11 protein-coding genes are annotated in these 13,807 nt (G+C 61.0%); 7 read left to right on the forward strand and 4 right to left on the reverse strand.

Translation table 11 applies throughout. The features are described from left to right. Positions 1 to 373 precede the first annotated feature (373 nt). The gene (locus A3AI_RS0137535) at positions 374 to 2,539 is read left to right on the forward strand and encodes an ATP-binding protein (RefSeq protein WP_024520445.1); all 2,166 of its coding nucleotides are present in this window, start codon (positions 374 to 376) and stop codon (positions 2,537 to 2,539) included. Positions 2,540 to 2,943: 404 nt separating this feature from the next. Here the strand turns inward: A3AI_RS0137535 and A3AI_RS0137540 are convergent, their stop codons facing one another. Together A3AI_RS0137540 and A3AI_RS0137545 are read right to left on the reverse strand one after the other, a co-directional pair. Further along, complete coding sequence (locus tag A3AI_RS0137540) at positions 2,944 to 3,594, reverse strand: c-type cytochrome (protein ID WP_198030334.1); 651 nt, start codon at positions 3,592 to 3,594, stop codon at positions 2,944 to 2,946. 681 nt (positions 3,595 to 4,275) lie between these two features. Then, positions 4,276 to 5,064: a bestrophin-like domain gene (locus A3AI_RS0137545; RefSeq protein ID WP_024520447.1), complete on the reverse strand. Its 789-nt coding sequence runs from the start codon at positions 5,062 to 5,064 to the stop codon at positions 4,276 to 4,278. 443 nt (positions 5,065 to 5,507) lie between these two features. Between A3AI_RS0137545 and A3AI_RS44325 the strand changes: the two genes are divergently transcribed. The 3 genes from A3AI_RS44325 to A3AI_RS0137560 all read left to right on the forward strand — a co-directional run bounded on the left by A3AI_RS44325 (position 5,508) and on the right by A3AI_RS0137560 (position 7,263). Further along, the gene (locus A3AI_RS44325; RefSeq protein ID WP_036051169.1) at positions 5,508 to 5,891 is read left to right on the forward strand and encodes a hypothetical protein; all 384 of its coding nucleotides are present in this window, start codon (positions 5,508 to 5,510) and stop codon (positions 5,889 to 5,891) included. A gap of 191 nt (positions 5,892 to 6,082) precedes the next feature. Further along, positions 6,083 to 6,985: a DnaJ C-terminal domain-containing protein gene (locus tag A3AI_RS0137555; RefSeq protein ID WP_024520449.1), complete on the forward strand. Its 903-nt coding sequence runs from the start codon at positions 6,083 to 6,085 to the stop codon at positions 6,983 to 6,985. After that, entirely contained in the window at positions 6,982 to 7,263 is a 282-nt protein-coding gene (locus tag A3AI_RS0137560; RefSeq protein ID WP_502685788.1) for a chaperone modulator CbpM, read from the forward strand. The genes A3AI_RS0137555 and A3AI_RS0137560 overlap by 4 nt, the downstream gene beginning before the upstream one ends. Before the next feature lie 155 nt (positions 7,264 to 7,418). Here A3AI_RS0137560 and A3AI_RS0137565 read toward each other — a convergent pair whose 3' ends face one another. After that, positions 7,419 to 9,977, reverse strand: a complete 2,559-nt coding sequence (locus A3AI_RS0137565) for an ATP-dependent helicase (protein WP_024520451.1) — start codon at positions 9,975 to 9,977, stop codon at positions 7,419 to 7,421. A 287-nt stretch (positions 9,978 to 10,264) separates the two neighbouring features. Between A3AI_RS0137565 and A3AI_RS46800 the strand changes: the two genes are divergently transcribed. Beyond that, a complete protein-coding gene (locus A3AI_RS46800; protein WP_024520452.1) occupies positions 10,265 to 10,435 on the forward strand; it encodes a DUF1328 domain-containing protein in 171 nt (56 codons plus the stop codon). Here the strand turns inward: A3AI_RS46800 and A3AI_RS0137575 are convergent. Further along, positions 10,432 to 10,950 carry a thioesterase family protein gene (locus tag A3AI_RS0137575; RefSeq protein ID WP_036051173.1) on the reverse strand — a complete coding sequence of 173 codons (519 nt, stop codon included), beginning with the start codon at positions 10,948 to 10,950 and terminating at the stop codon, positions 10,432 to 10,434. The two genes, A3AI_RS46800 and A3AI_RS0137575, sit on opposite strands and share 4 nt — an antisense overlap. 59 nt (positions 10,951 to 11,009) lie before the next feature. On the opposite strand from A3AI_RS0137575, the gene A3AI_RS0137580 reads away from it, so the two are divergent. Together A3AI_RS0137580 and A3AI_RS0137585 are read left to right on the forward strand one after the other, a co-directional pair. Next, positions 11,010 to 12,428: an FAD-binding oxidoreductase gene (locus A3AI_RS0137580; RefSeq protein WP_024520454.1), complete on the forward strand. Its 1,419-nt coding sequence runs from the start codon at positions 11,010 to 11,012 to the stop codon at positions 12,426 to 12,428. 140 nt (positions 12,429 to 12,568) lie between these two features. After that, entirely contained in the window at positions 12,569 to 13,798 is a 1,230-nt protein-coding gene (locus A3AI_RS0137585) for a Spy/CpxP family protein refolding chaperone (protein WP_036051176.1), read from the forward strand. Positions 13,799 to 13,807 lie beyond the last annotated feature (9 nt).

The following is a 13,807-nucleotide window of genomic DNA, read 5'->3' on the forward strand; positions in this document are numbered from 1 at the left end:
CGGCACGCCGACCATCTCGAATTGAACCTAGGATTGGCTTCGACCGGCAGGATTGTTCGTACTCAACGATCGCCCGTTCGACGTTTGACCGCACGCCATGGGGCATCCTCCTTCGCGTTGAAGGCGAAGACATGGTGTTGGTGTTGTAACAATGTCATCGATACGGACATCAAACTGAAACGAAGCGAACGCATGTCTGTTCGGGCCGAGTACCGAAACGAGGTTAGAGAAGACAGTGGTTGAAGAATGGCATGAACATTAGCAAAATACACAAAGAAAGCAGTGAGTGGTCTCAATCGGATGTAATCGCGGCACTCGATGGGCGCAGTCATGGCGGCTTGCCTCGACTGAAAGTCTATCTGGAAAGCCATCAGTGACCTTGTTGTCGCGTCTTTTCCTGCTGGTCGCGGTCGCTCTTCTGCCAGCAATCGCTATTCAATCCCACAATGAGTTTGATTTTCGTCGTTCACGCCAAGTCGAGGCACACCGTCAGGCGCTCAGCTTGGCGCAGCGCGCCGCCGCCGAACAACAGCGGATCGTCGATGGCGTTCATCAGGTTCTTATCGCGCTCTCGGAATTGTCCGCAAATGATCGCTTTGTGGGCGGGACGATGCCGAGCGACCAATATTTGCTTGCGAGCTATCCAGGAACGACGGCAGCGCGCGACCTTGATGGGGTCGACCGGATTGTAGGTTATTCTCGTCGGCCGAACGATGCAGGGGGGATTTTCGTCACAGCCGGCCTCGACAAGGCGCAAGCGTTCAGCGATATCCAGAAGGGGGGAGTATGTCATGGGGTATCCCTGAGTCTGTTGGGGGCATCGCTTGTGCTGATGCTGACGCGGTTGAGTGCACGTCGCTTTAGCCATCGACCGTTGGCGCAGTTGGTGGATACCGCCAACCAATGGCGACTTGGAGACTATACGCGCCGTGCACAGGTCATCGATGAGCACTCTGAAGTTGCCGCCGTCGCCGAGGCGCTGAATTCCATGGCCGATGCGCTCGCGGAGCGGGAGCGCGAACTATACAAAGCCAAAGAAAAAGCCGAGCAAGCGAGTGCTAGGATCACGACGATATTTGAAAGTACGACCGACTGCGTCCTCATCGTCGATCCCAATTGGTCCGTTACCTATTTGAACCAACGGACCAGGGAGCGGTTTTGTGGAGGACGCGACATCGTTGGGATGAAGATAGGGGACGCTCTTCCCGAACTCGTAGACAGTGACATTTTCACTTGGCTGGGCGAGACGATCTCGTCGCAGAACTGCGCCTCTTTCGAAAGATTCTGTGCCGGCCAGAATGTGTGGTATGAGATCAGTGCATCTCCTTCATGCGAGGGCCTCGTACTCTTCCTCCGGGACATTACGGGCCATAGAGACGCCGTGGAGGCTCGTCGCCTGATCGAGGAACAACTTCATCAAAGCAAAAAGATGGAGGCCATCGGTCGGCTGACGGGAGGAGTTGCCCACGACTTTAACAATTTACTTTTGGTAATCTCTGGAAATCTCGAATTCATCGGGGACTGCGCCGGCGACAACGATCAGATCCGGGGACCCGTGGTTGCCGCATCGAAAGCCACCGATCGGGGCATGAGCCTGATCGCGCAACTTCTGGCCTTTTCTCGCCGGCAAAAGCTGAGCCCAAGGCAAGTGTATGCGAACGCTTTCTTTCGAGACTTTCAGGGGCTCATCCATCGCGCAATCGGAGAAGGATATGTGATCGAGTTCATCTCCGATGATCAGCTATGGCCATGCTACGTCGATAAAGCCCAGTTGGAGACCGCTCTTCTCAATCTGGTTCTAAATGGGCGCGACGCTATGCCGGATGGAGGTGAGCTGGAGATTGAGGCGCAAAACGTGATTTTGGACGAAAATGCTATCGCGGGTGCTGTGCCAGGATCATACGTCCGGCTTTCCGTCAAAGACATAGGATGCGGCATGGCACCCGAGATCGTAGATCGAGTGTTCGAGCCGTTCTTCACCACGAAGGAGGTCGGGAAGGGGACCGGGCTCGGCCTCAGCATGGTCTACGGATTTGTCCAGCAATCCGGCGGTGCCGTCACCATCGAGAGCGCACTCGGAGTAGGAACGACTGTTAGTCTTTACTTGCCCAGATCAACTGAGGTGGCGATCCCAGAGACCGCAGCGGAACAGCCTAAAAACGCGCCAAGAGGGACAGGTCGTGTCCTTGTTGTCGATGACGACGAAGATGTCCTGAGCGTCACGTCGGTTATGTTAGCTGAGCTTGGCTATCAGGTCGTTTCTGCGCGCAATGGGGTTGACGCCATCCAGCTACTTAAAAGCGGCAAGGAATTTGATCTCCTGTTCAGCGATGTCGTAATGCCGCAGGGCATTACCGGACTTGAGCTTGCTCGCGAAGCCAAGCGTAATTGCAGCGGTATCAAGGTTCTGCTTACTTCAGGTAACGCAGAATGTGTATTGATGCGGTATGGTGCAACTGATGAGTTTCCGGTCATCGGTAAACCCTTCCGTCGGGCAGAGTTGGCGCGACGTCTAGCGCTCTTAATGCAGGAAAGGTGACTGTTTTGTCGGAGTGGCGGCCGTTCAACGCAAAATCGCAGAATTAGCCAACGAGATCACCGCATGTTAGGACGCTTGGCGGCGCGCGGTATCCATCTGGAGAATGGCGTCGTCGAAATGTTGCGCCGACAAAGCGCTACCACTGTAAGCATTTCGTCTAAGTGTAAAGACGATCGGAACGTTGAAGTTTCCAGTCTTCCTGATACGCCGTGTCTGCGCGGTCGCTGGTCGTACGCGTCTGCGTTGGATATTCCACCGATTGAGATGGGCACCGTCGTTATCGGTGTTATACAACGCCGACGCGCGGGCTGCTCTTGAGGAAATCTCTTCGAAGCCGCGATCAGTTCTGATCTATGATTGCCTTGGCGGCGTGTGCTCTAATCTGAGAAACCCGTCGGAGCGATTCACGGGTTGTCTTTGCGCCGTGCCGCCATGTGCGTGAGATAACCGATGATCAGATCAATCTCCCGGTCGCTCATCTGGTCGGGCGTAAAGCCGTCCATTTGTTGGGCAGGCCAAGTGCGAACCGATTTAGGATTGCGAATGAGGGCGTGTAGTCCATCCCGCGTCATATACTGGGTTGGATTCATCGGCCGGTTTAGGTCAGGCCCGACGGCGCTTGCACCGGCACCGTTGAGGGTATGACAAGGCAGGCATTGCGTCACGAAAAGCGCCAGCCCAGCGCGATTCGGATCCGTTGCGGGCAATGCAGGATCGACATCGAGCGCTGGCCAGCGTGCCACCGGCGACGGTTGGCTCTCGAGCCTCTTCAATTGGTACGGCCATTGCTCGCTGCGGATCGTCGCCGCTGACAGCCCGGTCCAAACGACATAGAACGGGCCGGCGCTAAAGGTCTTACTTGGAAGCCGAGGCCAGGGCGTATCAACGGGCTCGACGGCAAGCCAGGCGACGGCCTTGGCAGGATCCGTATTGGTGAGAAGATCGAACGGCAATTGCGCGGCAAACCCGTCGAGCGCGATCGCTTCGATCACAGTGTCCGCTGGAGGATTGAGCCCAACGAGAAGCGCGGCCAAAGGGACTGCGCGGTAGCTCATGGCCCTTCCGTACGCAACATCGCTCGGAACTACCACCTGGGCCACATCTGGCCGGCGCAGAAGCTCGTCTCGCCCAAATTGGCGGGTCTGCCCACCGATCGCGATGTCGAGCACAGGGTCTGCCGAGACGACCCTCGAGGAGAGAAACAAGCAAGGCAGGACAATCGCCGAAAAAAGGCCGACCCATTTCTTCCGTCTTGTCTTCCGTCTTGAGACACTCATGGACCACCTACCATGTTTCGGCTTTGCTTCGAGCCGCCTTAGAACTCAACTATCACCGGGCAAGGTTACGCCGCCGTCTCAACCGTCGTTTTTTTTCGTTGCAAACGCAATCTTGCGCGCTGGCGGCAGGCCAGAGGCGTCAGTCGCACCGTATGTCCCAATGCGTGCAGCTCGCGGGGCCAAATGGTGGGATGACACGCAAGCCTCAAGTCGATTTCGGCGCGGCTGCCTGATGTCTGCTTACCACCTGACGGCGGCTCCGAGGGGACGGCTCAGCCGGACCCCATGATCGAATTTGCTGAACTTGACGTACACAACTGCGGCGGAATAGCCGACATCCCTTAGCCGCCGCCTGAGACGTCAGGCCATTATTCGATCATCTCATCGGCGCGAGAACGCAGTGCGGCTCATCGCCTCGGCCAAGCATGGCGTGGTCCATGCAGACACTGTCCGCTGTTCTTATTTGGGCGGCGCGGGATTCGAGACGATTTGCAGCAAGGGTTCGGGGCTCACTGCAAGTTGTCCGACGAACGGCCGGTCGTAGGCCGCGATGAGTAGCGCCGAGCTGGCAACGCCCGTCGCGAACAATGCGAGCGCGACCAGGGAAGCCACCCCGTCATCGCTATGAACCATGGCGATTGCCAGCAGCAAGCAGGCCCCCTGCAGATAGACGCAGACCCATTTGACCAAACTGACGTGCGCAAGGCTCACGATGATGCGTTGCCGTCGTGCATCGAGTGCGGTCTCGATGACGTTCGTGATCTCGTGCTGGGCCGCCTGCTGGCCCGACGAGGTCGTCGGCAGCGAGAGAACGAGCTGCAGGGCTTCTACGAGCGGACGCGGCGTCGTGTGGAGCGTCGCGGTTTGGTGCGCCATCATGGGCCATTCCACCGTCGCGGCCTCCTGTACATAGTCGCGGACGAGACTTTGCAGCCGTGTCCCGGGCTCGTCCGGAAAATTTGCGCTGAGCACCAGGATCGATCGCAAAGCGCTCGCCTCACGGCTCACCGACGCCGTGGCGTGATCATTGTCGCTCCAGACCTGAGCCGCGGTGAAGGCGACGAACAGGCCGAAGATAACGCCGAGCGGCGAAAGCATGCCGGGCGAGACCAACTTGAATGATTTTGCAAGCCTTCCCACGGCCATCGTGGCGACCGCAGCATAGATTGCGGCGGCAACCACATAGGTGAAGCCGAAGACCACCAGGACCATCCACGACAAAGGGAGATTGTGTAGCCAATCGTTCATGCTTCCTCCCACGTAGGCTCGGATTGGTCGTCGGCTCGCCCGTATCGCGTCGTCGTTGACCTTTTGAGCCTTAACACAGCCAGGGTCAAATGCGACTTGGCGGGGAGGGCCGCTTCTGGGCGTGCAAAGCGGACATTCGGCCTGACCCACGCGCCTTGAAGGTCAAAAGCCGACTCGATTACATTGTGTCCCGGCAACAGAACATCCAGCACACGGAACGCTGGACAGACTGGCGCCGGATCGTTCGAAGAGTTCTGGCGCTAAGGCCAGAAGCGGTGTTTGTCGCATATTCTGATTGCAAGATTCAGGGGTATCCGTGGCCCGGGAGCCACATCTGCTTGAGGCGGAGGGTAGTAAAATCCAAGTCGGGAAAGGCGGGTCAAGCCGAACACGTTCCCTTTTCGACCTTTCCCATCTGCCGAATGTCGCATGGAGATCGGGTCATGGAAGCCAGATTTATCTATCGCAACCGGTCGGATGTTCAGTTTTACGACGCGTCCACACGAGAGAGGCGCGCCGGTCCTGACAAGGTGATTGTGTACGTCAACGGCGTTCTTTGCGCGATGGATCGAGAGGCAAAAATCACCATACCCGTCTCACGGTGGAAACTGGCGGAGATCGGCCTGGCCTGTTTCTGGGCCGCGCTCAGGGGCGAGGGGGCGGTCCCGCATTCGCTTGAGGCTGCGCCCGTTTCCGAGCCGGCTCGAGAAGCACTTTCTTCGGTAGCGGTGGCATTCTCCGAGCCACTCGCGGAAGCCATACATCAGGAGAGTGACGAATCTCGATGGGAGCGACTTATGCAGGAAATGCGAGATTTATCTCGATAATAAACGGAGCGCTGCGGTCGGCTCGAGGAATTGACGTAGAGCTCGCTGCTCACTTTGCATTCGCCGACCTGATCCTGGTAGCTTGGTCGTCACTCCCCCATTTTGTATAAACGAATTTGGTCGGAATTTGCGCGGCGATCGGTCATTGCTCGCTCGCGGCCAACGGATCCACAATCCAGGCGGAGTAGGTCGTGACAAATCCGTACGAGGTTCTAGGCGTCCCTCCCACGGCTTCCTCGGCCGATATTCAGAAGGCATACCGCAAGCTGGCGAAGAAGCTGCACCCGGATCTCAATCCGGGCGATAAGGCCGCCGAGGAGAAGTTCAAGCAGGTCGCGGGGGCCTACGGTCTATTGGGCGATGCCGAGAAGCGCAAACGCTTCGACGATGGAGAGATCGACGAGACCGGCGCCGAACGGCCGCAGCATAAATTCTATCGTGATTTCGCCACGTCGGATGAGGGGCATCCCTATGCGGACAACTCGGGTTACGCCGATTTCATGGATTCGGACGATGCGTTCGCCGAGCTCCTGCGCCGCAACGAGAGGGCGCGCGCTAACCGGCGAGGTCACGATCTTCACTACCGCCTGCCAATTGACTTTGGAGACTCGATCACGGGTGCGAACAAGCATCTGACGCTGCCGGACGGCAGCGCTCTCGACGTGACGATTCCGCCCGGTCTGTTGGACGGACAGATCCTGCGTTTGCGCGGAAAGGGAGCGCCCGGCAGCGGGACAGGTGGTCACGGGGATGCTTTGATCGAAGTGGAAGTCATGCCCGACCCGCGCTTCACGCGCGAAGGTGACGACATCTCCCTGGAACTGCCGATCTCGCTATCCGAAGCGGTGCTCGGCACGAAAATTCGCGTGCCGACGCCGACCGGCGCAGTGACCATGACGGTCCCGAAGGGCTCCAATACCGGCACGACAATGCGTCTGAGGGGAAAAGGTGCTCCCCGGCGCGAAGGCGGTCATGGCGATGAGTTTGTGAGGCTCAAGGTAGTCTTGCCCAAGGGGCCGGATCCCGAACTCGAGGACTTCGTTTCCAGGTGGGGCAGAAAAGCATTTAATCCGCGTGAGGACGGCGCATCATGACTATGACCAGACAGCAGTTCCTGACCAATGCGGATCTCGATGTTAAGACGCTGGAGTTTTGGATCGAGCAGCACTGGCTGATCCCGACTGAGACCACGACCGAAATGAGCTTCTCGGACAAGGACGTCGCGCGCGCACATTTTATCCGGGATCTCAAAGGCGATTTTGGCGTCAACGACGAGGGCATCGACGTCATTCTGCATCTCGTCGATCAGCTCCACGGCCTTCGCCGGGCCTTGGCAGAGCTGACCCGCGGCATGCCGGAATCATCCCGCTAGACTAGGGGCGTGTAGTCATAAAGGCGATGACTCGCCATTTCCGCAAAAGAGACTCGTCAAGAAGCGACGGCGAAACCGAAATTTCGTCGAACTCTACAGGAGTTCCGATATCCTCTTTGACTCTAATTTAAAGAGACGGGACAGGTGGGCTGTCCTCACGCCCGCTCGACAAAACTGTCCACCACCTTCTTCTCGCCGGCCTTGTCGAAGGCGATGGTGAGCTTGTTGCCATCGATCTTCACCACATGGCCGTAACCGAACTTCTGGTGGAACACGCGGTCGTCAAGCGCGAACTCCGACGCCGTGCCGGTGGACTTTGCGACCAGCTCACCCTCGATGGTGAGGGGGCCGCGTCGGTTGCGGGAAAAGCCGCCGCCAAAGCTGCCGCGCGAAGAGAAGGGCGACTGTTCCTCGTCGAAACCGCCTTGACGACCACCTTGGCCGCCGCGCCGCTGCTGCGCACGCTGCCAGCCCGGCGTCGAATAGCTCGAGCCGAAAGACTCGACATTGTCGAAGCGCGAAGGGCCGTAGCCGCCGGCGCCGCCCCAGCCCGAGCCGCCCTTGGATTCCGTGATCTCGACGCTCGCCGCCGGCAATTCGTCCAGGAAACGCGAGGGGATCGTTGTCGTCCAGGTGCCGTGAATGCGGCGGTTGGTGGCGAAATAGATTTTGGCACGCCGCCGTGCGCGCGTCAGTCCGACATGGGCCAGCCGGCGCTCTTCCTCAAGCCCCGCGCGGCCCTGCTCGTCGAGGGTACGCTGGCTCGGGAACAGGCCTTCCTCCCAGCCCGGCAGGAACACATTGTCGAACTCCAGGCCCTTGGCGGAGTGCAGCGTCATCAGCGACACCGCATCCTCTTCCGCGCCGTCCTCGCGGTCCATCACCAGCGCAATGTGCTCGAGGAAGCCCTGGAGGTTCTCGAACTCCTCCATCGAGCGCACCAGCTCTTTGAGATTCTCCAGCCGTCCGGCGGCATCCGCCGAGCGGTCCTTCTGCCACATGTCGGTATAGCCGCTCTCGTCCAGCACGACCTCGGCAAGCTCGGTGTGCGAGGCGACCTCGCTTTGCGCGCGCCAGCGGTCGAATTGCTGGACCAGATCGCGCAGCGAGCCGCGCGCCTTCGGCTTGAGCTCATCGGTCTCGACCACTGCGCGCGCCGCCTCGAACAAGGGAATGCGGCGCTTGCGGGCATGGTCGTGCAGCAGCTGCACCGTGGCGTCGCCCAGGCCCCGTTTGGGCACGTTGACGATGCGCTCGAAGGCGAGATCGTCGGCCGGCGAATTGACCACGCGCAAATAGGCCAGCGCGTCGCGGATCTCGGCGCGCTCATAGAAGCGAGGGCCGCCGATCACGCGATAGGGCAGCCCAAGGGTCACGAAACGGTCCTCGAACTCGCGCATCTGGTAGGAGGCGCGCACCAGGATCGCGACCTGGTTGAGCCTGTCGCCCTTGCGCTGGATATCCTCGATCTCTTCGCCGATGCCGCGCGCTTCCTCTTCCGAATCCCACGCGCCGGTCACCGTGACCTTCTCACCGTCGTCATCCTCGGTGCGCAGCGTCTTGCCGAGCCGGCCCTCATTATGCGCGATGAGATAGGAGGCCGCGGCGAGGATATGCCCTGTCGAGCGGTAATTGCGCTCCAGGCGAATGACTTTCGCGCCCGGAAAATCGTGATCGAAGCGCAGGATGTTGTCGACCTCGGCGCCGCGCCAGCCATAGATCGATTGATCGTCGTCGCCGACGCAGCAGATGTTCTTGAGGGGGCTGGCTGACGTCATCTCCGTCATTCCGGGATGCGCTGAAGGCGCAGACCCGGAATCTCGAGATTCTTGGATGTGCGAGAGCACATCGGAGTTCACGTCTTCGACGCGCCCCGGAATGACGGCAGCCTTGGAAGAAGCTGGCGCCTGCGACAAGAGACGCAGCCACAGATACTGCGCGACGTTGGTGTCCTGATATTCGTCGACCAGGATGAACTTGAAGCGGCCCTGATATTGCCGGAGCACGTCGGGGTGCTCGCGGAAGATGCGGATGTTCTCCAGCAACAGATCGCCGAAATCGGCGGCGTTGAGGATCTTCAGCCGCTCTTGGTAGGTCGCATAGAGCTTGCCGCCCTTGCCGTTGGCGAACATCGCGGCTTCGCCCGAGGGCACCTGGCCCGGCATCAAACCGCGGTTCTTCCAGCCGTCGATGAGGCCTGCGAGCATGCGCGCGGGCCATCGCTTGTCGTCGATGTCCTCGGCCTGCAGCAGCTGCTTCAACAGCCGGATCTGGTCGTCGACGTCGAGCACGGTGAAATTGGATTTCAGCTGCGCCATCTCGGCATGACCGCGCAGGATACGGCCGCCGATGGAGTGAAAAGTGCCGAGCCAGGGCATGCCTTCCACGGCCTGGCCCAGCATCTGGCCGAGGCGCAGCTTCATCTCGCGCGCGGCCTTGTTGGTGAAGGTCACCGAGAGGATTTCGCCGGGACGTGCGCGCCCCTGGCTCAGGATATGCGCGATGCGCGTGGTCAGCACCCGCGTCTTGCCCGTGCCGGCGCCGGCCAGCACCAGCACCGGCCCGTCCAGCGTCTCCACCGCGTCGCGCTGCTCGGGATTGAGGCCGTCGAGATAGCGCGGCGCCGACGACGCGCGCGCCCGCGCGGCAATGCCGCCGGCCGCGGGTGTGTGGTCGGGAACGGGCGAATAGTTCAGCTTGCTCGGCTCGGTCATCGCGAATCGCTTTAGCCCCACGTTGGCACCGCAGGGCGGTAAAGTTGAGCCTTCTTAGCAGGAATGTCGGTCATATAGGGGCAGTGGCCCCGGTTTTACAGTGGTTTCAGTGGTTTTGCAGCGGGCGGCGGCAGGCCGTATTGGGGCTCCGACGGCGATTTGTTCCCGCTTGGCTGCGAATTATCGTCGTCTCAGGCTACGGAACCAGCGTTTCGAAAACGGATTGGTTTGACAGTCGTGGCCGCGCGCGAGCGGCGGTCGTCCAAACCAATTCGGAGATCCCTACCATGCTAGGCTGGGTCGTCACTTTCCTTGTCATCGCGCTGATTTCCGGTCTGCTCGGCTTCGGCGGTATCGCCGGCGCCTCGATCGAAATCGCCAAGATCATCTTCTTCATCGCGATCGTACTGTTCCTGGTCTCGGCCGTGGTTCACGTCTCACGCGGCAGAAGAGTTTAGCCCGGCTTCACCGGCATCCCGACCTTGCGCCCCATCCCGTTCGGCCGCGGAATGCCGGCGTGGGCGTCCGCCACCGCCCTGATGCGGTTGCGGATGTCGGGCGGGAACGGCGCGACCTTTCGCGCGGCCATGTCGATGTGCATGGTCATGTTCTCCGAGGTCGCCGACAGCCAGCCTTCGCCGGCATGGCGCAGCTCCTCGAAAGTATGCAACCGCTTCTCGTCGGCCGCGACCAGGATGATCGCGATCTGCACCGGATCGCCCTGGTGGATTTCCCGCAAGTAACGGACATGGCATTCGGCGGTAAAGGTCGAGCCGTGGCGCTCCTTCATATAGGCCGGCCCGATCCCGAGCTTGAGCCATAATTCATCGATGGCGCGATCAAACATCACGTTGTAATAGGCCATGTTGAGATGGCCGTTGTAGTCGATCCATTGCGGCTCGACCTGCATCACCGAGGACAGAAACGGGACGGGGCGGAGCAGCGTGTCTTCAGAGGTAATCGTGCCTGTCATCGTGCTCTTGACCCCGTTTTTATCCTTTGCCACGGTCTTCGCTCCGTCGGGAGGATAAGTTGAATATCACCATCGCCGAGAATTTGAAGCGGCCGGAGCCCAAGGCGCTGGCAAGCACGTTGGAACAACTTGCCGCCCGCTTCGGTAACCGCCTCGTTACCTCTTTGGCCGTGCGCGAGCAGCATGGCCACACCACGACCTGGCTGCAGAACCAGCCGCCCGATGCCGTCGTGATGGCGCAGGAGACCGCCGACATCCAGGACGTGGTGCGGATCTGCGCGAAAAACGGCGTGCCGGTGATCGCTTTCGGCACCGGAACCTCGCTGGAGGGTCAGGTGAATGCCCCGGCCGGCGGCGTCTGCATCGATTTGCGCGACATGAACAAGGTGCTCGCGGTACATGCCGAGGACCTTGACTGCGTGATAGAGCCCGGTGTCACCCGCAAGGCGCTGAACGAGTATCTGCGCGACCAGGGCCTGTTCTTCCCGATCGATCCCGGCGCGGACGCTTCGCTCGGCGGCATGGCGTCCACGCGCGCCTCGGGCACCAACGCGGTGCGCTACGGCACCATGCGCGACAATGTGCTGGCGCTGAAAGTGGTGCGTGGCGACGGCGAGATCATCACGACCGGCACACGGGCGAAGAAATCCTCCGCCGGCTACGACCTCACGCATCTCTTCATCGGTGCGGAGGGCACGCTCGGCATCATCTCCGAGATCACCCTGAAGCTGCGCGGCATTCCCGAGACGATTGCGGCCGCCGCCTGTTCGTTCGAGACCGTGCGCGGCGCCTGCCAGGCGGTGATCCTCGCCATCCAGACCGGTATTCCGGTGGCGCGCATCGAATTGCTCAACACCGCGCAGGTCAAATGCTGCAACGCCTATTCCAAGCTGACGCTGCCGGAGACGCCGCTGCTGCTTCTGGAATTCCACGGCACCGCGGCCGACGTCGCAGAGCAGTCCAGAAATTTCGGTGAGATCGCGATAGAATGCGGCGGCGGTGATTTCACGTGGACCACCAAGCCCGAGGACCGCACCAAGCTCTGGCAGGCGCGGCACGACGCTTACTGGTCGGTGAAGGCCCTGCGGCCGGGCGCCGGCGTGGTCGCAACCGACGTCTGCGTGCCGATCTCGCGCCTTGCCGATTGCGTCGGCGAGACCGAGGACGATCTCGAGCGCCTCAATTTGATGTCGCCGATCGTCGGCCATGTCGGCGACGGCAATTTCCACTGCTCGCTGCTGTGCGACGTCAACGATGCGGACGAAATGGCGCGCGGCGAGGAGTTCATGCATCGCCTCGTCGAGCGGGCGCAGGCGATGGACGGCACCTGCACCGGCGAGCACGGCATCGGCCAGGGCAAGCAGAAATATCTGAAGGCCGAGCTTGGCGCAGAGGCGCTGGACGCCATGCGCGCGCTGAAACGCGCGCTCGATCCGCAGAACATTTTCAATCCGGGGAAGATCGTCCCGGCGGCATGAGGGTTGGCGAGCAAGGCGCTCCTTCTTCGCTCGACTGACCCTCACCGGGGGAACTTTTGGTTCCTTCGGGCGTCATCTTGCAAGAGGTGATTGGCCTTGTGGAGGGGGCTGGCGCCACGAGGGCGCCGGGGGAGGATGCAATGTCGAGGTCCCGCATTGCGATAACAGTTGCCATCCTGGTAGCGCTGCTGCCATCAGCGGCTTTCGGCAGAGGGTTTGGTCCGATCGGTATCGTGAGATACGCGGTCGGCCGCTTGCTGCCGCTCCATGCGGGGCATCGTTCCTTCGTCATGCGCAGTCATATCGGCAACCCGGATATCACGCGCAACGAGACGTCCTCCCCGTCGCTCGGACGTGGCCAGACCGTCGCGGCTGCCGCGCTTGCGGGCTGGCATGGCGGCCGCAGTGCCAATGGCTGGTGGCGACATGACGACGGCGGATATGGATGGGTCGGACCGCTGTTCTGGCCGTTCGCCTTCGACGACATGTCCGCCTACACCATCTTCGGCGATGGCACCGGCTTCTGGGCCTATGGCTATGGCGACATCTATGCCGGAATCTTCGCGCCCTACGACCAGCAGGATCTGGCGACCTATCTCGGACCGTTGCCGCTGCCGCGGCGACATCACCGGGTGCTGTCGCTGCAGCTGTTCTGTGGTGAGGCGAGGGACCCGGCCGCGCGCGCCGCCATCGACCAGATCAGGCAGGTGATTCATCCGAACGACGCTCAACGCGCCGCGCTGGACGAACTTGCCGCTGCATCGCTCCAGGCCAGCGAGACCATTCGCGCCGCGTGTCCGACCCAGGCGCCCGCAGGCGCTCCGGAGCGCCTGCAAGCGATGCAGGCGCGAATCGAGGCGATGAGACAGGCCGTGCTCACGGTGCAGCCGCTGCTCGGCAAGCTCTATGACCAACTCAACGATACGCAGAAGGCACGGCTCAACGGGCTCGCCGACGCGCGGCGCAGGACCTCCGATTCCAGATCCGCCAAGGCGTCTGCGAAATGTCCTGACATCGGGCAATTGCGGATGGGGCAGATGGGCATGAGCCAATCCGAGATGGGCCAGGCGACCGCATTGCAATGGCCGGGCGGCGAAATCGAGGAGAGGCTGCACCCGACCGAAAGCCAGCGCGCCACGCTCGGCGTGCTGCAGGACGCCAGCGCTGCGGCCGCCGGGACGCTGCTTCAGGCATGCGAGGATGACGACGCGCTCACGCCACCCGCGCGCCTTGCCGCCGTGGCCAGGCGGCTGGATGCGTGGCTGGAGGCGGTAAAGCCGGTGGGTGAGGCGCTGGAAGATCTCTATGCTACGCTGAGCGACGAGCAGAAGGCGCAGTTCGAGGCGATCGGGCCAAAGCGGACGGCGTAGCCTCGCTCG

The organism is Bradyrhizobium sp. Tv2a-2 (assembly GCF_000472425.1).
Lineage (GTDB): Bacteria > Pseudomonadota > Alphaproteobacteria > Rhizobiales > Xanthobacteraceae > Bradyrhizobium.

What these genes read in the sequence shown, in the direction of transcription:
- A3AI_RS44325 (WP_036051169.1), top strand. Translation starts at nt 5,508, where the DNA reads ATGGAAGCCAGATTTATCTATCGCAACCGGTCGGATGTTCAGTTTTAC.
- A3AI_RS0137565 (WP_024520451.1), bottom strand. Translation starts at nt 9,977, where the DNA reads ATGACCGAGCCGAGCAAGCTGAACTATTCGCCCGTTCCCGACCACACA.
- A3AI_RS46800 (WP_024520452.1), top strand. Translation starts at nt 10,265, where the DNA reads ATGCTAGGCTGGGTCGTCACTTTCCTTGTCATCGCGCTGATTTCCGGT.
- A3AI_RS0137540 (WP_198030334.1), bottom strand. Translation starts at nt 3,594, where the DNA reads ATGAGCTACCGCGCAGTCCCTTTGGCCGCGCTTCTCGTTGGGCTCAAT.
- A3AI_RS0137545 (WP_024520447.1), bottom strand. Translation starts at nt 5,064, where the DNA reads ATGAACGATTGGCTACACAATCTCCCTTTGTCGTGGATGGTCCTGGTG.
- A3AI_RS0137575 (WP_036051173.1), bottom strand. Translation starts at nt 10,950, where the DNA reads ATGACAGGCACGATTACCTCTGAAGACACGCTGCTCCGCCCCGTCCCG.
- A3AI_RS0137560 (WP_502685788.1), top strand. Translation starts at nt 6,982, where the DNA reads ATGACTATGACCAGACAGCAGTTCCTGACCAATGCGGATCTCGATGTT.
- A3AI_RS0137585 (WP_036051176.1), top strand. Translation starts at nt 12,569, where the DNA reads ATGTCGAGGTCCCGCATTGCGATAACAGTTGCCATCCTGGTAGCGCTG.